This window comes from Streptomyces griseoloalbus (genome assembly GCA_014650015.1).
GTDB classification, from domain to species: domain Bacteria; phylum Actinomycetota; class Actinomycetes; order Streptomycetales; family Streptomycetaceae; genus Streptomyces; species Streptomyces griseoloalbus.
Window position 1 is genome coordinate 340,193 of record BMUD01000003.1, and the last position, 19,723, is coordinate 359,915.

Here is a 19,723-nt window from a genome sequence, read left to right on the forward strand (position 1 = left end):
TCCCGCCCTCTGCCCCTCCGGGAGCATGGTGCACGTCCCCGCCTCGAATCCCGCCCGGCGCGCGGAGGTGCTCGCGTTCTGTGCGGCCGGCGTCACCGTCGTGCTGTTGGGCCTCCGTCTTCGTGTCCATCCGCGGTGCGGGGGCCGCGTACTCGCCGGGGCGCTCGCGCTCGGGCGGCTGCCGGCCGGGGCGCTGACGGAAGGCCGGGGAGGCTCGGCCGGACCGGGCCCGGGGCTCGGCGTGAGCGCGCCGAACAGGCCCGGGACTCGGCGCGGGCCCGCCCGGAGGGGCCCGGGACTCGGCCCGAGCACGCCCGGCCGGACGGAACCGGGGCCGAGACCGTCCGCGACGGGCTCGTCCGCACCATCCAGACCCTGCCCGCCCACCTGCGCGGCTCCCTCACCTGGGACCAGGGCAGCGAGATGGCACGCCACAAGCAGTTCAGCATGGCCACCGACATGCCCGTCTACTTCTGCGACCCGGCCTCGCCCTGGCAACGCGGCTCGAACGAGAACACCAACGGACTCCTGCGCCAGTACTTCCCGAAAGGCACCGACCTGAGCGTCCACAGTCCCGAAGACCTCGAACACGTCGCCCAAGAACCCAACGGCCGCCCACGCAAGACGCTCGGCTGGGATACCCCAGCCGAGCGTCTACGTGATCTACTCACCACCTAAACCAGGCGGTGTTGCGACGACCCCTTGAACCCAAGGTGAAGGGGCCGGGGCCCGTGAAGGGGCCGGGGCCCGTGGCCGTTCGGGCTAGAAGACCACCAGGGCCCGTCCGCCCTTGCCCGCCAGCATGGTGTCGAAGGCGGCCGGGATGCCGTCCAGGGTGATGCGCTCGGTCACCAGGGCGCCCAGGTCGAGGCGGCCGGCCCTGATGTGGTCGGCGAGCACCGGGAGGTCCCGGGCGGGGTCGGAGTTGCCGTAGACACAGCCGGACAGGGTCCTGCCCCAGTGGAAGATCTCCAGGGCGTTGAAGGTGACCTGCTGGTCCTTGCCGCCGATGCCGACGACCGTGGTGCGTCCGCCGCGCCGGGTGGACTCCCAGGCCGTACGGATGGTGGTCGCGCGGCCGACGCACTCGACGGCCGCGTCCACGCCCTCCTTGCCGGTGAGGGCGCGGATCTCGCGGGCGGTGGTGTCGGAGGCGACGAGGTAGTCGGTGGCACCGGCGGAGCGGGCGAGCCCCTCCTTGGCCGGGGAGACGTCGACGGCGACGATCGTGGACGCGCCCGCGATCCGGGCCGACTGGAGGGCGGCGAGACCCACTCCCCCGACGCCGAAGACCGCGACCGTCTCGCCCGGTCGGACCTTCGCGGCGTGGTGGACCGCGCCGTAGCCGGTGAGCACCGCGCAGCCCAGCAGGGCGGCGTCGGTGAGCGGGACGCCGTCCGGTGCGGGCAGGACGCAGGACGCGGGCACCACCGTCTCCTCGGCGAACGCGGCGACGTTCAGGCCGGGGTACAGGTCGGTACCGTCGTCGGTGCGGCGGGCGTGCACCTCGGCGGCGCCGGCCAGGGCGTTCGCGCACAGCCAGACCTCGCCGCGCGCGCAGGCGGGGCAGGCGCCGCAGGACGGGGCCCAGTTGAGGACCACGCCGTCACCGGGTGCGACATGGGTGACGCCCTCTCCCACGGCGACGACCGTACCGGCGCCCTCGTGACCGAGGACGGCCGGGACGGGCAGGCGCATGGTGCCGTTGGACAGGGACAGGTCGGAGTGGCAGACCCCGGCGGCGGCGAGCCGGATGCGGACCCGGCCGGGGCCGGGTCCGGGCAGGTCGATCCCGGTGATCTCCAGCGGGGCGTCGACGGCGGGCAGGACGGCGGCACGTACGGCCATGACGTTCACGACTCCCCTAGAACTGGAGGGACTTGGTCTGGAGGTACTCGGTCAGGCCGTGCACGCCGAGTTCGCGGCCCACGCCGGACTGCTTGTACCCGCCGAAGGGCGCGAGGGGGTTGAAACGGCCGCCGTTGATGTCGACCTGGCCGGTCTCCATCCGGCGGGCGAAGGCCGCCGCCTCCGCCTCGTCGCCGGCCCAGACGGCGCCGGCCAGGCCGTAGACGGTGCCGTTGGCGATGCGCAGGGCGTCCTCCTCGTCCTCGTAGCGCAGGATCGACAGGACGGGGCCGAAGATCTCCTCCTGGGCGATGGTCATCTCCGGGGTGACGTCGGCGAAGACCGTGGGGCTGACGTGGTAGCCCCGCTCGCGCGGGGACTCGGGCCCGCCCGCGACCAGCCGGGCGCCCTCGGCGACCCCCTTCTCGATGTACGCGCGCACGCGGTCGCGCTGCTTGGCGTTGACGAGCGGTCCGATGCGGTCGCCGTACTTCGCGGCGGCGGTCGCGGCGAGCTCGACGGCCTCGTCGTACTGGTCGCGGTGGACCAGCATGCGGGTCCAGGCGCTGCACGTCTGGCCGGAGTTGGACATGACGTTGGCGACGCCGACGTTGACCGCGCGGGCCAGGTCGGCGCCGGGGAGGATGACGTTGGCGGACTTGCCGCCGAGTTCGAGGGCGACCTTCTTGACCATGCCCGTGGCGATCGCGCCGATCCGGCGGCCCACGGCGGTGGAGCCGGTGAAGGAGACCAGGTCGACGCCCGGGTGCTCGGCGAGGGCCTGGCCGGCCACCGGGCCGAGGCCGGTGACGAGGTTGAACACGCCCGCCGGGATCCCGGCCTCGTGCACGGCCTCCGCGAAGAGCCGGGCCACCAGCGGGGTGTCCTCGGCGGGCTTGACGACGATGGTGCAGCCGGCCGCGAGGGCCGGGGCGGCCTTGGCGACGATCTGGTGGAGGGGGTAGTTCCAGGGGGTGATCGCGCCGACCACACCGACCGGCTCGTGGAGGACCGTCGAGTTGCCGGTCCGCTCCTCGAAGGCGTACGCCGCCGCCAGCTCGGCGTACGAACCCGCCACGGCGATCGGCACCCCGGCGTGGACGGCCTGCGACAGCTTCGGCGGTGAGCCGAGTTCGGCGGTCACCGTCCCGGCGATCTCGTCCTGCCGGGCCGCGAGCACGTCCCGGAGGGCGGCCAGGCGGGCGGCGCGCTCGGCGGGCGGGGTGGCGGCCCAGGCGGGAAGGGCGGCACGGGCGGCGCGCACGGCGGCGTCGACGTCCTCCGCGGTGCCCGCGGGGACGGTGGCGATCACCTGCTCGTCGGCCGGGTTCACGACCTCGATCACGTCCGGGCCCGCGGCGGGGCGCCAGGCGCCGTCGATGTACATGCCGTCGTATGCCTTCATCGCGCTTCCTCCGGGGCGGGGCGTCCTCTGCGACTTCTAAACTAGCGGTGTTAGTTTTTCCGCGCCAGAGGGACGCCCGCGCGCCGGTGTCACTCCTCCAGATCGGGCAGCCGCGCCGGGTTCGGGCAGATGCGTTCGCCGTTCTGGTCGAAGACGAACAGGTGGGCGAGATCGACGAGGAGCGGTACCTGCATGCCGTACCGGAGGCGTATGTCGGGGGTGGTGCGGACGACGAGGTCACCGGGAACCCGCGGCTCGAAGGAGGCGGGCGCCGGGACGGCCGGATCGGGCCGGTCAGGCGTCACCACGGGCCCGGCCCGCAGGGCACCCGCCTTCTCCCGCAGGCGGTCCAGGACCGTGCCGTCGCGGCGGCGGCGCCGGGCCGGGCGGCCGGGGCGCGGACGTGGGGCCTCCAGTTCGGGCACGACGGCGGGACGGGAGCCGGTGTCGAAGTGGACGAGGACCTCGTGGCCCTGGAACTCCAGGTGCTCCACCAGGCCGGTGAGCACCACCTCGCCGGGGCGCGCGGCGGCCGGTTTGGCGATCCGTACGGCCTCGGAGCGAAGACCCACGATGACCTCGCGGCCCTGCTGCACCCGCAGCAACTGGTGGTCCAGGGACAGGGGTTCGGGCAGCCGCAGGAACTGCTTCCCCAGGCTGATGGTCATCGCGCCGTCCAGCGGGGCGCGGACCAGGCCGCGCAGCAGATTGATGCGCGGGGTGCCGATGAAGGCGGCGACGAAGACGTTGCTCGGCAGGGAGTACACCGTGCGCGGGGTGCCGACCTGCTGGAGGACACCGCCGCGCAGTACGGCGACCCGGTCCCCGAGCGACATCGCCTCCGACTGGTCGTGGGTGACGTAGACGGTGGTGACGCCCAGTTCGCGGGTGAGCTGGGAGATCTCGGCGCGCAGATGGTTGCGGAGCTTGGCGTCGAGGTTGGACAGCGGCTCGTCCATCAGGAAGGCGGAGGGGTGGCGGGCGATGGCCCGGCCCATGGCGACGCGCTGGCGCTCACCGCCGGAGAGCTGGGCGGGGAAGCGGTCGAGGAGGTCCTCGATGCCGAGCATGCGGGCGGTGGCGTCCACGCGCGGGGCCGGGTCGGCGCCGGGTGCCTCGATGCGCAGCGGGAAACCTATGTTGTCGCGGCTGGTCATGCTCGGGTACAGGGCGAAGTTCTGGAACACCATCGCCATGTCCCGGTCGGACGGAGGCAGGTCGTTGCCGTACTCGCCGTCGAGGAAGAGCCGGCCCTCGTCGATGTCCTCCAGCCCGGCGATCATCCGGAGCACGGTGGACTTGCCGCAGCCGGACGGGCCGAGCAGGACGAGGAACTCGCCCGGCGCGATGTCCAGCGACAGCCGGTCCACCACGCGGATGCCTCGCGCGTAGGCCTTGCTCACGTCGTGCAGGGAGATGGCGCGTGTCATGAGGGTGCCCCCGGGGGCTCATCAGGGCGCTGGTGCTCCGCGGTCGGAACGCTTCGTACGGGTCGTACGAGGCGTTGGGTCACGGAAGTTAACGGAATGTAGGCGGCCGGGGGAAGACGCGGGGCGGGATCCCGGCGAACCCGTCCGGTACCCGAGAAAGCGGACGTCCGGATTCAGCGCGTGAGGCGGGCGTGTGGGTCTCCGCCCGGCGGGGGCCGCCCCGTGCTCCCCGTCGGCCGTCCCCGGCGCCGCCGCGTCCCGCGCCGCCCGCACGGCCCGGCTGGATCAGCTCGCCCACCACCAGGGGCGCCTTCGCCCCCGCGCGCGCCCGTCACGGACCGCCCCGGGCCGCCCGGACGACCCAGGCGCACCCTCCGACGGCGAGGACCAGGACACCGGACAGGACGATCAGGAGCATGCGGTCCCCCGGGGCGCGTACGGTTCGCCGCTCAGTGGGCGCGGCCCGCACTTCGTGTGCGTCGCGCCGTCCTGCCGGACGGACGCGGCCGCCGGGCAGCGGTCAGCGGGTGGTGCGGCGCCGAGGACGGGCCCGGGTGCTCCTCCGTGCGGACGGCCGGTCCTGCGCCGGGCCGGACGGGGCGCGCAGGGCGACGCCCGCGGAGAGGAAGAGCAGGGCGCCCAGCATCACGAACGGGGCCGCCACGCCCGCGACTCCGGCGATCAGGCCCGCCGCCGCGGGCGCGGCGACCTGGCCCAGGCGGTTGCCGGTCAGGCGCAGGGCGAGGGCCGTGGAGCGGGCGTCGGCGGGGGCGGCCTGGACGACCGTCGTCATGGACAGCGGCTGGCCCACTCCCAGGCAGAAGCCGAGGACCGCCAGGATCAGGGCCAGCGCCCAGACCGGCACCGGCAGCGCCACGCCCGCGCACAGCAGCCCCGCCAGCAGGCAGGTCACGGTCAGCAGCACCGTGCGGCCGAGCAGCCGCAGCAGCGGGGTGAGCACCAGCCGGCAGGCGATCGTGGCCGCCGCGCGGAGGCTGAGCAGGACACCGATCACGGCCGGGTCGATGCCCCGGTGCTCGCCGACCACGGGCAGATAGGCGGTGAGGATGTCGGTCGCGGACAGCACCGCCAGGCTGATGATGATGCCCGCGGGCACGCCCCGGGCGCGCAGGATGCCGCGCACCGGCACCCGCTCCCCCCGTTCCCCACGGGACTTCGGGGCCCCGGGCCGCTCTATGCGCCACAGCGACGTGAGCGCCACCGCACCGCCCGCCCCCGCCACCAGCAGGGCGAGCGCGCTGCTGGTGGCCATGTCGGACCCACCGATCAACGCCCCCGCCGCGACCGGTCCGACCAGCTGTCCGAGCGACGCGCCGATGGTGAAGTGACCGAAGTTGCGGTCCTGTTCGTGCGGCGCCGACTGGCGCGCCACGAGCGACTGCGCGCCGATGACGAAGCAGAGGTGGCCGAGGCCCATCACTCCGCTCCACAGGGCCATCGTCCACAGCGAGCCGGCGATGCCGCTCAGCGCGCAGCCACCGGAGATGAGCACCACGCCGACCGGCAGCAGGGGCGCGCAGCGGCCGTGGTCGGTGCGCCGGCCCAGCGGCACGGCGGCGAACAGCGGCAGCAGCGCGTACACGCCCGCGATCACACCGATCGCCCGCTCGTCCGCCCCCAGCGCCAGCGCCCGGTAGGAGACGGCGGGCCGGGCCATCGACACCGCGCCCTGCGCGAAGCCGAAGGCGATGACGAGGCGGAGCAGCCAGCCGCGGTTCCCACCGGGCGCCATGATCGTGTCCTCCCTGAAGCGTACGGGTGTGCCGGGACTAGATGATGCCGAACAGGACTCCTGCCCCGAGGATCAGCAGGCAGGTCAGGGCCGCCCACTTCACCACGAACCGCGTGTGGTCGCCGAACTCGACCCTGGCCATGCCCACGAGGACGTACACGGCGGGGACGAGCGGGCTGGACATGTGCAGCGGCTGGCCGACGAGGGAGGCCCGGGCCATCTCCAGCGGGGAGACGCCGTGTGCCGCGCCGGCCTCGGCGAGCACGGGCAGGACACCGAAGTAGAAGCCGTCGTTGGACATGAAATAGGTCAGCGGCAGGCTCAGCACACCGGTGACGAGGGCCATGTGGGGGCCCATGCCGTCGGGGATGATCTCCACCAGCCACTTGGCCATGTGGTCGACCATGCCGGTGCCCTGCAGGACACCGGTGAAGACGGCGGCGGCGAAGACCATGCCGGTGACGTTCAGGACGTTGTCGGCGTGCGCCGCGATACGGGCCTTCTGGTCCGGGATGTGCGGGAAGTTGACGGTGAGCGCGATCGCGGCGCCGAGCAGGAACAGCACCGGGATCGGCAGCAGCTCCGTGATCATGGCGGTGAGCAGGGCGACCGTGAGCAGCGCGTTGAACCAGTAGAGCTTGGGCCGCAGGGTGGGGCGGTTCGGGTCGAGTCCCTGGAAGTCGGCGTCGTCGGTCGCGTCGGCGTCCGTACCGGCGCCGGAACCGCCGGCCGGCTGGACGCCCTTGCCGGAACCGGCGCCGGAACCCGCTCCGACCAGCACGGTCTCCGTCTCCTCGGCCTTCTCCTGCTCCAGCGCCTCCTCCAGCGTCAGCACGCCCAGCCGCTTGCGCTCACGCAGACCCAGCACGTACGCCAGGAAGAAGACACCCAGCAGACCGACCAGCAGGGCCGGGACCATCGGGACGAAGATGTCGCCGGCGTCGAGCTTCAGCGCGGTCGCCGCACGGGCCGTCGGACCGCCCCAGGGCACGGTGTTCATCACGCCGTTGGCCATGGCGGCGACACCGGTCATCACGACCAGGCTCATCTTCAGGCGCTTGTACAGCGGGTACATCGCCGAGACGGTGATCATGAAGGTGGTGGACCCGTCGCCGTCCAGCGACACGATCGCGGCGAGCACCGCGGTGCCGACGACGATCCGCATCGGGTCCGCTTTGCAGAACCTGAGGATCCCGCGGACGATCGGGTCGAAGAGACCGACGTCGATCATCACACCGAAGTAGACGATCGCGAACATGAGCATCGCCGCGGTGGGGGCGAGGGTGGACACGCCGTCGATGACGTAGTCACCGAGGTGCGCGCCCTTGCCGACGAACACGCAGAACAGCGCGGGAATCAGCACGAGCGCCGCGATCGGCGACATCTTCTTCAGCATGATCAGGACCAGGAAGGTCGCGATCATGGCGAAGCCGAGGATGGTCAGCATGAATGGATACCTAACGTTCGCCCTTGAACATCCCACCAGGGCCGGCGGTGCGACGACGTTAGGTGCCGCAAAGCAGCGTTAACAAGACGTTGACGTGCGAGCAATAAGCGCAAAACCCCAGGTCACAGCTTTGCTCAGGTCAGAGCCTCGTGCTTTTCGGTCACGGGGGCGGTCAGCGGGGCCACATCGACGGGCACGCCGTTGAGGACGGCGTTGCCCGACAGCGGGTCGAGGAGGCTGCCGTCGAGGAGCTGGTTGACGTTGGCGCCGGGCTCGGCCGCGGCATGCCGCATACGGGTGCCGGGGCGATCATGACCCCACCCGTGTGGCAGGCTCACCACGCCGCGGCGCACGCCGTCGGTGACCTCGGCGGGCGCGGTCACCTCTCCCCCGGCGCCCTTGATCCGCACCGGCTCCCCGTCCCGGACGCCGAGGGCTTCGGCGTCCTCGGGGTGCATGTGCAGGGTGCAGCGGTTGGATCCGCCGGTGAGGGCGGGCACGTTGTGCATCCAGCTGTTGTTGGAGCGCAGATGGCGGCGGCCGACGAGGACGAGTCCGCCGGGGCGCTCGTCCAGGGCGGCGCGCAGTCGCGGGAGGTCGGCCGCGATCGGTTCCGGCAGCAGCTCCACTTTCCCACTGCGGGTCTTCAGCGGCTGGGGCAGCCGCGGCCGCAGCGGGCCGAGGTCGATGCCGTGCGGGTGGGCGAGCAGCCGGTCGAGGGTGAGCCCGTCCGGGTCGGCGCCGAAGCCGTCGCCGTAGGGGCCGAGGCGCAGCATCATGTCCAGTCGGCGTTCGGGGCCATTGTCGCCGGTGAGCAGGGACGCCAGGTCCTGCGGGTCGCGGCCGTGCACCGGTGAGTGCGGGTCCCGGGTCGCCCTGCCGAGGGTCCGGTCGATCACCGTGGCGTCCACGGCGGCGGGGTCGGCGCCGTGCATCCCGGTGACCGCGAGGACGAGCCGCGCCAGGATCTCGGTCTCGGCCATGCGGCCGGCCTCCAGCGGTAGAGCGGGGCGGGTGTAGCGGACCTGGTTGCGTACGGCGAGGGTGTTGAAGGCGAAGTCGTGGTGCGGGCTCTGCGCGGGCGGGGGCGGCGGCAGGACGACATGGGCGTGCCGCGAGGTCTCGTTGAGGTACGGGTCGACGCTGACCATGAAGTCGAGTGAGCCGAGCGCCTTGTCGAGCCGGTCTCCGTCCGGGGCGGAGAGCACCGGGTTGGCGGCGACGGCGATGAGGGCGCGCACCGGCTCGCCCTCGTCAGTGGCGGTGTCGATCTCCTCGGCGAGGGCGGACAGCGGCAGTTCGCCCTTGGCCTCGGGGTGCCGTCGCACCCGGGAGTGCCAGCGTCCCAGGGCGAAGCCGCTGCCGGGTCCGGCGGGGCGCGGCGTCCTGTCGGTGGCGGCCTGCGGGAAGAGGGCTCCGCCGGGCCGGTCGAGGTTGCCGGTGAGGACGTTGAGCACGTCGACGAGCCAGCTGGCCAGGGTGCCGTGCGGGACGGTGCAGCTGCCGATGCGGCCGTAGACGGCGGCGGTGGGGGCGGCGGCGAGTTCCCGGGCGAGGGCGCGGATGCCGGCGGCGTCGACGTCGCAGGCGCCGGCCGCCGCTTCGGGCGTGAAGTCGTCCAGCGCCGCGGCGAGTTCCTCCAGCCCCTGGATGTGCGGCGCCCGCTCGCCCAGGTCGACGAGGCCCTCGTCGAACAGCGTGTACGCCATCGCCGCGAGGAGCAGCGCGTCGGTGCCGGGGCGGATGGCGATGTGCCGGTCGGCGAGGCGGGCGGTGCGGGTGCGGCGCGGGTCGATGACGGTCAGGGTGCCGCCGCGGGCCTTGAGGGCCTTGAGCCGGCCGGGGAAGTCGGGGGCGGTGCACAGACTGCCGTTGGACTCCAGGGGGTTGGCGCCGATCAGCAGGAGGTGGTCGGTGCGGTCGAGGTCGGGTACGGCAATGGCGTTCGCGTCGCCGAAGAGCAGTCCGCTGGAGACGTGCTTGGGCATCTGGTCGACCGTGGAGGCGGTGAACAGGCTCCGGGTACCGAGCCCGGCGATCAGCACGGGCGGGTAGAGGCCGCCGGCCATGGTGTGGACGTTGGGGTTGCCCAGGACGATGCCGACGGCGTGCGGGCCGTGCCGTTCGACGACGGGCCGTATCCCGGCGGCCACGGCGTCGAACGCCTCCTCCCAGGTGGCCTCGCGCAGTTCGCCGTCGACGCGGACGAGCGGGGTGCGCAGCCGGTCGGGATCGGAGTCCACGGCGCCGAAGGCGGCGCCCTTCGGGCAGATGAAGCCCTTGCTGAACACGTCGCCACGGTCGCCGCGGGCGCCGGTGACCCTGCCGTCGTCGACGGTGAGCGTCAGGCCGCAGGTGGCCTCGCACAGGGGGCAGATACGAAGGGCGGTGCGGGACACGGGACCTCCCGGGTACGGCGGCAGCGGTGACGCACGGACGACGCCGAGCATACCGACCGGTATGCACGGAGGGGAGGGGTCGTGGGGAACGAGAACCGCGGCTGCTCAGTCCAGCACCCGGGCCAGATACGCCCGGAGCATCTCCCTCAGCTCCCCGATGACCTTCTCGTCCCCCTCGGGCGTCATCCGGAACGCCAGGTGCACGAGGGCGTCGGCGGTCTCGACGGCGATGAGGAAGGCGCGGCGCAGGTCGTCGTCGGCGTCGCGGCCCAGGTAGCGGGAGAGCAGATCGGTGAGGCGGTCGGCGACGCGGTGGTTGGGTTCGGCCCCGCGCGCGCCGACGGGTATCTGATTGCCGAAGTCGACGAGGGAGAAGCCGGGCGCGGTGCGCTTCATGTCCAGGTACTCGTCGAGCACGACGTCCATGGCATGCCCCCAGCCCCGGTCACCGGTGACCTTGAGGCGTTCGGTGACCCGCTCCGCGAAGCGCTCCAGGTTGCGCTGGGCCAGCGCGTCGGCCATCTGGCGCTTGTTGCCGAAGAAGCGGTAGACGGAGCCGATGGGCACACCGGCACGCTGCGCGACGGCACGGGTGCTGAGGTCGTCGTAGCCGACCTCGTCGAGGAGCTCGGCGCAGGCGTCGAGGATTCTGGCCAGCCGTTCGGCACTGCGCCGCTGCACCGGCGCTCGGCGGAGCGATGTCGCTTGGGGCACGGGCCTCATCATGCCGGTTCGACACCGCCCGGTGAACCTCGCGTTCCGCTACGCCCCCTGTCGCCCGTTTCGCACACCCGTCCGCCGGCCACTGTGGCCGCCGCTACCGGTACCGATGCCGCAGCGGCGGCCGTCGCCGCGGTAGTGACTGTCGCCGCCGCGGTGGTGGCCGTCGCCACAGCGGTGGTGGTGGCCGTCGCCGCAGCGATCGGCTCCGCGCCCGGTTCCGGGCCCGGTTCCCGATCCGACACCGTGATGTCGGCCGTGCTCTCCACGGGCTCGCCGTCCACGGCCCACACCGAGCCGTCGTCGGCGTACAGGCGGGCGGTGACATGGTGCGTGCCGCGCGGGACGAGGCGGCCGGAGAGGTGGTACCCGGGGGTGCGCAGCAGGGCGACGCGGTGGCCGTTCACCTCGAGGTGCGCCAGACCGCGGCCGGGCACCGCCCGCCGGCCCGCCCCGTCCGGCGAGAAGCGGAAGTTGCGCACCCGCAGCCGTACGTCCCAGCCGCCGTCGGTGTCGGGTACGACCTCGACGGCGACCTGGGGCGCGCCCTTCTCGTCGACCTCGCGGAAGGGGCGCCCCTCCTTGTCCCGCTCGTCCAGGAGCCGGCCCGCCGGTGAGGGCGACGCCTCGCCCTGCCCCCGGGCATCACGGGAGGCGCAGCCCGCGGATCCGGCCAGCAGTGCGACACAGACCGCGGGCGCGATGACCAGGCTCCGCGTCCACGACATGCCGGCGAGCGTAGAACACGGGTCCGAACCCGCGAATCCCCCTCAAGTCGGGTTCCGGATCCTCCGCCGAGAGGAGTCGCAGCCGGAACCGGGCGGGAACGCGCGGCCCCCTTGCGCACGGGAAAACGCAATCCTACGGTGTTCCATAGGAATCGGATCGCAAGGGAGCACCGAACATGAGCGGGGACGCGCGCAAGGCCGCCGAAGGACTGGGATACCTCTCCGGTTTCGGCAACGAGCACAGCTCCGAGGCGGTCCCGGGCGCCCTGCCCGAGGGCCGCAACGCGCCGCAGCGCGCGCCGCTCGGGCTGTACGCGGAGCAGTTGAGCGGCACGGCGTTCACCGAGCCCCGGGCGGAGAACCGCCGTTCCTGGCTGTACCGGATCCGCCCGTCGGCCGCCCACCCGGCGTTCACCCGCACGAGTAACGGAGCGCTGCACTCCGCGCCCTTCGACCAGACCGTGCCCGACCCCAACCGCCTGCGCTGGAACCCGCTGCCGGAGCCCGCCGAGGGCACCGACTTCCTGGCCGGCCTGTGGACCCTGGGGGGCAACGGCGATGTCACCCAGCGCACGGGCATGGCCGTGCACCTGTACCACGCCACCGCCTCGATGGACCGCGTCTTCAGCGACGCCGACGGCGAGCTGCTGATCGTCCCCGAGCGCGGCGGGCTGTTGCTGCGCACGGAGTTCGGTCCGCTGCACGTGGAGCCGGGACACATCGCGCTGATGCCTCGTGGTGTGCGGTTCCGTGCGGACCTCCTGGACGACTCCGCCCGCGGTTATGTGTGCGAGAACTACGGGGCGCCGTTCCGCCTGCCCGAGCTCGGCCCGATCGGCGCCAACGGACTGGCGGGCGCCCGGGACTTCCGGGCGCCCGTCGCCGCGTACGAGGACGTGGAGGGCCCGGTGGAGGTGGTGAACAAGTTCTGCGGCAACCTCTGGTCGGCCACGTACGACCACTCCCCGCTGGATGTCGTCGCCTGGCACGGCAACCATGTGCCGTACGCCTATGACCTGCGCCGTTTCAATGTGATGGGCACCATCTCGTACGACCACCCGGACCCGTCGATCTTCACAGTGCTGACCTCGCCGAGCGACACCCCCGGGCTGGCCGGGGTGGACTTCGTGGTCTTCGCCCCGCGCTGGCTGGTGGGTGAGGACACCTTCCGTCCGCCCTACTTCCACCGGAACGTGATGAGCGAGTACATGGGCCTGATCGAGGGCGCGTACGACGCGAAGGCGGAGGGCTTCGTTCCGGGCGGAGGCTCGCTGCACAACATGATGTCGGCGCACGGCCCCGACCGGGAGACCTTCGAGAGGGCGAGCGCCGCGGAGCTGCGCCCGCAGAAGATCGACGACGGCCTTGCCTTCATGTTCGAAACCCGCTGGCCGGTGTCCCTCACACCCCAGGCGGCACGCGCGGACCACCTGCAACAGGACTACGACCATGTATGGCGGGGCCTCGAGCGTCACTTCCGCCCGTTGCACTGACCGTACCCCGACCGGTACGCATAGCCCCGTGACCTCCTTCGCTCCGGATTCGATCGTCCTGAACCGCAAGTTGCCGCTCTGGTATCAGGTGTCGCAGTCGCTGCGCGCCTCGATCCTCGGCCGCTCGCCGCAGGACCCCTTGCGCCTGCCCACCGAGGAACAGCTGGCCGGGCACTACGGGGTGAGCGTGCTGACCATGCGGCAGGCGCTGAAGGAGCTGGAGGACGAGGGGCTGATCACCCGTCACCGCCGGCGCGGCACCTTCATCGAGCCCGATGCCCGGCGGGGCGCGCCGGTCCGGCTGCTGGGCTCGGTGGACGCGATCGTGGCCCAGCAGTCCGGTATGACGACCGAACTGCTGGAGCACGGTCCGGCGCCGGTGCCGGCCGACATCGCCGAGTACTTCCCGGACGTGCCGCGGGTGGCGGCGTACCACCGGCTGCGCAGCGACGAGAAGACGGGCGAGCCGACCAATCACGCCCGCAACTACGTCCGCCCCGAACTGGCCGCCCGTATCGACCTGGACGACCTGGTGCGGTGGCCGATGACCAAGGTGCTGCGGGACGTCGTCCAGGCGGACATCAGCCGCATCACGGACACGGTGGAGGCGCGGCTCGCGGACCCGGAGACGGCCCGTCTGCTCCAGGTCCCGCTGCTCAGCCCGATCCTGCACTACACGGGCATCACCTACGACACCGACGGCCGGCCGCTGGACGTGGCCGTCATCAACTACCGGGGTGACCGCTTCTCCTTCACGGTGACCCTGGACGCCACCTGATCCGCCCGCCCCCACAGGTCGTACGATGCCCAGCGTGACGCACGACGACGCTCCGCTGCTGGCGGACCTCATGCCGTGGTCCGTCGCACCGCCGCGGCTCGGCCGGGGGTGGCCGACGGCTCCCGACGCGGCGTCCTTGAGGGCCCGTTGGGACGCCCTGGTGAAGGCCGAGGGCCCGGAGCGCGAGGCCCTGTTCCAGCCGACCCGTTCCCGGACCCCGCACACGGCCGTCGGGCAGCTGCCGGGACGGAGCGGCGGCACGGAGAGGCTGGCCCGCGCCTCGGGCCCGTGCCCCGAACCGGTCCGGGTCCTGCACGCCCCGTTCGACGAGCAGTGGCTGATCCCCGACCAGCGCCTGATCGACGCGGCCCGCCCGGAGCTGTGGCGGGTGGCGGACGAGCGGCAGGTCTTCGTCGTCGAGGCGGCCACCGCGCGGGCACGTGCCGCCAGTGACCCCACCGGTCCACCCCTGCTCGCCACCTCCCTGCTGCCCGTGCTCCGCACCGGCCGCGTCCGCCCGCTGTACCGCCGGCCCGGCGCCACCGAACCCAACCTGGCCCCGGGCCTCACGGAGCACCTGACCGCCCGGCTCGGCCGTGACGTCTCCCCGATGGACGTCCTGGCGTGGACGATCGCCGCTGCGCGCGCCCTGCCCGGTGGGCTCTCGGTGCCGCTCACCGGCGACACCGAGGCGTGGGAGCGGGGCGTGGCGGTGGGCCGCAGGACGCTGTGGCTGATGCGGCGCGACGGCGAACGCCCCAGGCTTCCGGGCGGGCGCCGCCCGTATGTGCGCGCCCCGCTGCCCTCCCGGCCGCTGACCCTGCGCTACGACCGTGACGAGGAGGCGCTGCTGCTCGACGAGGGCCGCGTCTCGCCGGTACCGCCCGAGGCCTGGGACTTCGAGGCCGGGGGCGTCCGGGTGCTGGAGCAGTGGTTCACGGCCCGCACGGAGCCTGCCGATCCGGGCACCCTGGCCGCGATCCGGCCCCCTGCCTGGCCGCAGACCTGGACCTCGGAGCTCCTGGAGCTGATCACGGTCCTCGCCCTGCTGGCCGCATCACGCACCCGGCAGGCGGAGGGGGCGGCCCTGGCCGTCCCCGACCCGATCACACCGGCCGAGCTGCGCGCAGCGGGCGTGTTCCCGGTGCCCCCCTCCGCACACCGTCCCGCCTCGGTACTGGACGCACACGAGGAGGGCCCGGAGGGACAGCTCGCCCTGCTCTGACGGCCGGTGGGGCTCAGCGCCGGGGCTCGAAGCCGTCGAGCATCCGCCCGAGCGCCCGCTCGAACACCGCCTCCAGATCGATCGGCCCCGCGTCCTGCGCGAAGGCAGCCGCCATCCGCGGATACTCACCGGTCGCGATCCGGCCGCCCAGATAGGCGATCCGCATCGCGTTCTCCTGCTCCTGCGACCAGGGCAGCGAGCGGGTGCGTTCGGCGGTGGCCAGCTCGTTGGTGACGTACGTGGTCACGATGCCGTTCAGCATCGCGATCAGCTCCAGTTTCGTGCCGTAGGGTGCGGGGAGCGGGTCCAGGCAGGCCAGACAGTGCTCGAGGTAGCGCAGGGCGTTGGGACTGAAGCCGTAGACCGGTGACATCAGCCTCGGCAGCCACGGGTGGCGGTGCATCAGCGCGCGGGACTGGTGCGCCACGCGGAGCATGTCGGCGCGCCAGTCGCCGCCGGGCTCCCACAGCTCGTGCTCGCCGCCGGCCGCGTCCACCATCAGCTCGTACAGGTCCTCCTTGCGGGGGACGTAGTTGTACAACGACATGGTGCCGCAGCCGAGTTCGGCGGCGACGCGGCGCATGGAGACCGCGTCCAGTCCCTCGGCGTCGGCGATCCGTACCGCCGCCGCCGCGATGTCGGCGCGCGTGTACGCCGGTCTCGGCCCACGGCCGGTGCGCTCGGGGCGCGCCCAGATCACTTCGGGTTCGGCCGCTCGGCCCGCCATCGGTCATCACCTCGCCCACCATCGTAGTTACGTACAGCGTACGTAGTGCGCTATGGTCGGCCCGTGACTACTACGTACGCTGTACTTAGTGAGGGTCTGGAGAAGCGTTTCGGTGCTGTCCATGCCCTGCGCGGGCTGGATCTGGCGGTGGCCGAGGGCACGGTGTGCGGGATGCTCGGGCCCAACGGCGCGGGCAAGACGACGGCGGTCCGGCTGCTGACCACGCTGCTGCGGCCCGACGCCGGCTCCGCGCGGATCGCGGGCCACGACCTGGTGCGGGAGGCCGCCGCCGTGCGGCGCGCCATCGCCGTCACCGGGCAGGACACCTCGATCGACGGCGACCTCACCGGTCGCGAGAACCTGCGGCTGTTCGCACGGCTGCACCGCGTGGGCCGGTCGGCCGCGCGGGCCGGCGAGCTGCTCGACCGCTTCGGGCTCACGGAGGCGGCCGACCGGCCGGCGTCCGGCTACTCGGGCGGTATGCGCCGCCGGCTGGACCTGGCGGCGAGCCTGATCCGGCGTCCTCGGGTGCTGTTCCTGGACGAGCCGACGACCGGCCTCGATCCGGCCGGCCGGGGTCTGATCTGGGACGCGGTGCGCGAGCTGACCGGCGAGGGCACGACCGTGCTGCTCACCACCCAGTACCTGGAGGAGGCCGACCGGCTGGCCGACGGCATCGCCCTGGTGGACCGGGGGCGGGTCGCGCACACCGGGTCACCGGGGCAGCTCAAGGCGCTCGTCGGCGCGCACGCCGAAGTCGTCGTGGCGGACCCGGGCGCGCTGGGGGCGGCGGCCGGGGTGCTCGACCGGCTGACGGGCTCGGAGCCGTCCCTCGACCGGGAGCGCAACGCCGTCGGCGCGGTCACCAGGGATCCGACGCTCACCCTCCCGCAGCTGGTGCGCACGCTGGACGCGGCGGGCGTGCCGCTGCTCGACGCGAGCCTCAGGCCCCCGAGCCTCGACGACGTGTTCCTGCGGCTGACCGAGGGGCCCGGGGCCTTCGCCGGCCGCTCCCTCGAATCCACCGACTCCACCGACTCCACCGACCACAAGGAGCGTGCCGCATGAGCACGTTGGCGTACGACGGCACCGCGATGCTCGGCCGGCAGCTGCGGCGGATGCGGAACAACCCGGGGCTGCTGATCATCACCCAGACGATGCCGGTCAGCATGCTGCTGTTCTTCGGCTATGTCTTCGGCAGCGCGCTCGCCGTGCCGGGCGCCGCGTACCGGTCCTTCCTGGTTCCGGGGCTGCTGGTGGCGACGGCGGCGGGCGGTGTCATGACCGGGATGTTCCAGTCGGCCCAGGACGTCCACCGCGGGGTGACGGACCGGTTCCGCACGCTGCCGATGAGCCGGGCGGCCGTGCCGGTGGGCCAGGCCGCGGCGGATCTGCTGGTGACGGCGGCCGGGACGGTGCCGTTCCTGCTGGTGGGACTCGCGGTGGGCTGGCGGGTGGAGGGGTCCGTTCTCGACGCGGCCGGCGCCGTCGCCCTGTTGCTGCTGTTCCGGTTCTCGTGCGTGTGGATCGGGATCCACCTCGGTCTGCTCACCCGGAACGAGGAGGCGGCCGGCCAGCTGGGCGGGGCGACCTTCCTGCTGCCGCTGCTGTCCAGCGCGTACATCCCGACCGACGGGCTGCCGGGCGGGCTGCGCACGGTCGCGGAGTGGAATCCGATCAGCGCGGTGGCGACGGCGCTGCGGGATCTCTTCGGCAACGCCCCCGTGCCGGAGGAGGCGGCCTGGCCGGTGGCGCACCCCGTCGCGGGGTCGCTGGCCTGGTGTGCGGTGCTGCTGGCGGTGTTCGTGCCGCTCGCGGTGCGGCGGTACGCGCACGGGAAGCGGTGAGACGCTGGGCGGGGAGGGGTCGGCGGGCCCCCGGGCCTCTGCCGGGTGGGATCGAGGGCGCCGACGAGGGGACGTACTGGCATGCGGTGGGGCGCCGGATGCCGGGTGGTGCCGCGGGGACGACGGAGGGGGCGGAGCGCCGCGCCGGGACGGTGGGACCGTCCGGGCGCGGACGCTACCGGCTGCCGAACAGGGAGCGGCGCAGCCGACGCAGCGGGGCGAAGAGCGAGACGCGGCTCGTCCGGGCCCGCGCGCTCCTGGCGCCGCGGTCGTGCGCCGTGTCACGCGCGATCAGCTCACGCATGAGCGACGTCGCCTCGGCCGTCTCCCGCTGCGGGACTGCGGGTCCCGCGAGAACCGAGAGGTGGCGGTCGAGGCGCGAGCTGGTCGCGCTGCTACCGCACGTGATCGCAGGGACCCTTGCCCTGCTGCGCACTGTTATCTGTTCCATGTCACTCCCCACCCGTACGAGTCCACCCGGCCCGGGCAGGGTAACCCTATCGCTCCGGCCGGGCACTCGTGTATCGAGGTCACAGGATTCACCTTCCCCATAAGGGTGTTGACGAACACTCGGCGATTACTCTCCGAATCCAACCGTTTTCAGGGCGAGTTGGACGATGGGTCGGGTCGTGGATCGCGGCGACCCGCCATCCGGTTCGACGGTCACGGCGAGTGACGTCGCGGCGGTGTCGAGGCCGGACGCCACCAAGGGCGTGTCGCCCTCGAAAAGCCCCAGGGAGCGCGGTCGCGCGTCCTGGCCCATGAGCCGGAGCCGGCGCACACGCCCGTTCGGAGGGTCCTCGTATCCGCCGAGGGTGACGACCGCGCTCCGGGTCGACGCGGAGGCGATCACTGCGAGCTTACGGCCCCGCGCGTCCCGCCCGCTGCTCGCACGGACGTCCGGAGCCGCGAGAACGTGGGCGATCTCACGTGAGCGGTCGCGTTCGGCGTCCAACCGGTCCGCTCACCCCGGTCATCGAAGGGCTGTTGCGCAAGGATCCGGCCGAGCGGCTGTCGGCGGAGGGGGCTGAACAGGATCTGCGGGTCATCGGCGCGGGCGGCACACCCCGCGCGGACACGGCGCGTCCGGTGCCGTACACCCCGACGCCGGCCGCGCCTCCCCGGCCGTACCCCACGACGCCCTCGCCCACTCCCCCGAGGCCGGTCACGGGAGCGCCGACGGCGACCAGCACGGTCACCCTGCCCGGGCGCAGCCGGCGTACCGTCGTCGTCCTGGTCGCGGGCGTGGTCGCGCTGGTCCTGGCGCTGGCCGGGCTGACGTATGCGCTGCTGGATCGCGGGGACGACGGCTTGGAGGCCAACGGCGTCGGCGGGCAGGTGAGTTCGCCCGCGCGGACCGGTGACGACGGGAGCGAGGACGACGGCCGGACGTCGGAGACGGACGGCCGGAACCCCTCCCCCACCGCGAGCGAGAAGGAGGACGGTGAGGAGAGCACTCCCCCGCCCCGGACGGTCTCGGTGACGGTGACCGGCGCGCACACGGAGTACTCCGGCGGCTGTCCGCCGCCGAGCGGGGAGGCGCCCGCGTTCACGGCGACGTTCACTTTGGGGCGGGTGCCGGCCGAGGTCTTCTACCGCTGGGTGGCCACGGACGGTTCGGCGGCCGATCCGGGCTGGCGGACGTTGTCGTTCCCCGAGGGGGGCGGGCGTTCGAAGCAGGACACGGTGGTCGTGACGACGTACGCGGAGACCGGGACGTATCGGAGCGCGATCGGGGTGGAGGTGCGGGAGCCGGTGCGGACGACCTCCTCGTCAGTGCCGTTCTCGGTGACGTGCGGGACGGAGACCCCGACGGGCGGGGCCTCCGCTTCGGCTTCCGGTCCGGCTTCCGGTTCGGCTTCCGGTTCGGCTTCCGGTTCGGCTTCCGGTTCGGCTTCCGGTTCGGCGGACGGGAACTGACGG

The 19,723-nt window shown here is 73.0% G+C and carries 16 protein-coding genes and 2 pseudogenes; 7 read left to right on the plus strand and 11 right to left on the minus strand.

From position 1 onward, the window contains the following. Positions 1-324: 324 nt before the first annotated feature. Positions 325-678 (plus strand): annotated as a pseudogene (locus IE178_RS06840) (IS30 family transposase); the annotation flags it as partial. Between the two features lie 84 nt (positions 679-762). Here IE178_RS06840 and IE178_RS06845 read toward each other — a convergent pair. The 8 genes from IE178_RS06845 to IE178_RS06880 all read right to left on the minus strand — a co-directional run bounded on the left by IE178_RS06845 (position 763) and on the right by IE178_RS06880 (position 11,730). Further along, entirely contained in the window at positions 763-1,848 is a 1,086-nt protein-coding gene (locus IE178_RS06845) for a Zn-dependent alcohol dehydrogenase (RefSeq protein WP_193511612.1), read from the minus strand. A 16-nt stretch (positions 1,849-1,864) separates the two neighbouring features. Then, positions 1,865-3,253: an aldehyde dehydrogenase family protein gene (locus IE178_RS06850; RefSeq protein WP_193511613.1), complete on the minus strand. Its 1,389-nt coding sequence runs from the start codon at positions 3,251-3,253 to the stop codon at positions 1,865-1,867. An 89-nt stretch (positions 3,254-3,342) separates the two neighbouring features. Next, positions 3,343-4,683, minus strand: coding sequence for an ABC transporter ATP-binding protein (locus tag IE178_RS06855; protein WP_193511614.1), 1,341 nt, complete (start codon positions 4,681-4,683; stop codon positions 3,343-3,345). Between the two features lie 520 nt (positions 4,684-5,203). Next, positions 5,204-6,436, minus strand: coding sequence for an MFS transporter (locus IE178_RS06860; RefSeq protein ID WP_184766087.1), 1,233 nt, complete (start codon positions 6,434-6,436; stop codon positions 5,204-5,206). 37 nt (positions 6,437-6,473) lie between these two features. Next, on the minus strand, positions 6,474-7,883 hold the full coding sequence (locus tag IE178_RS06865) for a CitMHS family transporter (protein WP_193511615.1): 1,410 nt from the start codon (positions 7,881-7,883) through the stop codon (positions 6,474-6,476). Between the two features lie 134 nt (positions 7,884-8,017). Next, complete coding sequence (locus IE178_RS06870) at positions 8,018-10,282, minus strand: molybdopterin oxidoreductase family protein (protein ID WP_193511616.1); 2,265 nt, start codon at positions 10,280-10,282, stop codon at positions 8,018-8,020. A gap of 105 nt (positions 10,283-10,387) precedes the next feature. Further along, positions 10,388-11,005 carry a TetR/AcrR family transcriptional regulator gene (locus IE178_RS06875; protein ID WP_193511663.1) on the minus strand — a complete coding sequence of 206 codons (618 nt, stop codon included), beginning with the start codon at positions 11,003-11,005 and terminating at the stop codon, positions 10,388-10,390. Further along, entirely contained in the window at positions 11,005-11,730 is a 726-nt protein-coding gene (locus IE178_RS06880) for a hypothetical protein (RefSeq protein ID WP_318279876.1), read from the minus strand. The genes IE178_RS06875 and IE178_RS06880 overlap by 1 nt, the downstream gene beginning before the upstream one ends. Before the next feature lie 176 nt (positions 11,731-11,906). Here IE178_RS06880 and hmgA point away from each other — a divergent pair, with 176 nt between their 5' ends. Genes hmgA through IE178_RS06895 form a run of 3 tightly spaced genes read left to right on the plus strand, consistent with a single transcriptional unit; the run spans position 11,907 to position 15,226 of the window. Further along, positions 11,907-13,223, plus strand: a complete 1,317-nt coding sequence (gene hmgA / locus IE178_RS06885; RefSeq protein ID WP_193511617.1) for a homogentisate 1,2-dioxygenase — start codon at positions 11,907-11,909, stop codon at positions 13,221-13,223. A gap of 28 nt (positions 13,224-13,251) precedes the next feature. Next, the gene (locus IE178_RS06890) at positions 13,252-14,001 is read left to right on the plus strand and encodes a GntR family transcriptional regulator (RefSeq protein WP_184766091.1); all 750 of its coding nucleotides are present in this window, start codon (positions 13,252-13,254) and stop codon (positions 13,999-14,001) included. Positions 14,002-14,026: 25 nt separating this feature from the next. Then, on the plus strand, positions 14,027-15,226 hold the full coding sequence (locus tag IE178_RS06895) for a type ISP restriction/modification enzyme (protein WP_193511618.1): 1,200 nt from the start codon (positions 14,027-14,029) through the stop codon (positions 15,224-15,226). Between the two features lie 13 nt (positions 15,227-15,239). Here the strand turns inward: IE178_RS06895 and IE178_RS06900 are convergent, their stop codons facing one another. Further along, entirely contained in the window at positions 15,240-15,953 is a 714-nt protein-coding gene (locus IE178_RS06900; protein WP_184766093.1) for a TetR/AcrR family transcriptional regulator C-terminal domain-containing protein, read from the minus strand. Between the two features lie 63 nt (positions 15,954-16,016). Here IE178_RS06900 and IE178_RS06905 point away from each other — a divergent pair, with 63 nt between their 5' ends. Beyond that, positions 16,017-17,021 carry an ATP-binding cassette domain-containing protein gene (locus IE178_RS06905; protein ID WP_229876198.1) on the plus strand — a complete coding sequence of 335 codons (1,005 nt, stop codon included), beginning with the start codon at positions 16,017-16,019 and terminating at the stop codon, positions 17,019-17,021. Next, positions 17,018-17,800, plus strand: coding sequence for an ABC transporter permease (locus IE178_RS06910; RefSeq protein ID WP_184766094.1), 783 nt, complete (start codon positions 17,018-17,020; stop codon positions 17,798-17,800). The genes IE178_RS06905 and IE178_RS06910 overlap by 4 nt, the downstream gene beginning before the upstream one ends. Positions 17,801-17,975: 175 nt before the next feature. On the opposite strand, the gene IE178_RS06915 is transcribed toward IE178_RS06910, so the two are convergent. Both IE178_RS06915 and IE178_RS06920 read right to left on the minus strand, forming a co-directional pair. Continuing rightward, positions 17,976-18,251 carry a hypothetical protein gene (locus IE178_RS06915; RefSeq protein WP_184766095.1) on the minus strand — a complete coding sequence of 92 codons (276 nt, stop codon included), beginning with the start codon at positions 18,249-18,251 and terminating at the stop codon, positions 17,976-17,978. A gap of 126 nt (positions 18,252-18,377) precedes the next feature. Then, positions 18,378-18,761: pseudogene (locus tag IE178_RS06920) on the minus strand (anti-sigma factor); the annotation flags it as partial. On the opposite strand from IE178_RS06920, the gene IE178_RS06925 reads away from it, so the two are divergent. After that, entirely contained in the window at positions 18,731-19,720 is a 990-nt protein-coding gene (locus IE178_RS06925) for a serine/threonine-protein kinase (RefSeq protein ID WP_193511619.1), read from the plus strand. The pseudogene IE178_RS06920 and the gene IE178_RS06925 sit on opposite strands and share 31 nt — an antisense overlap. The last annotated feature ends 3 nt before the right edge of the window (positions 19,721-19,723 follow it).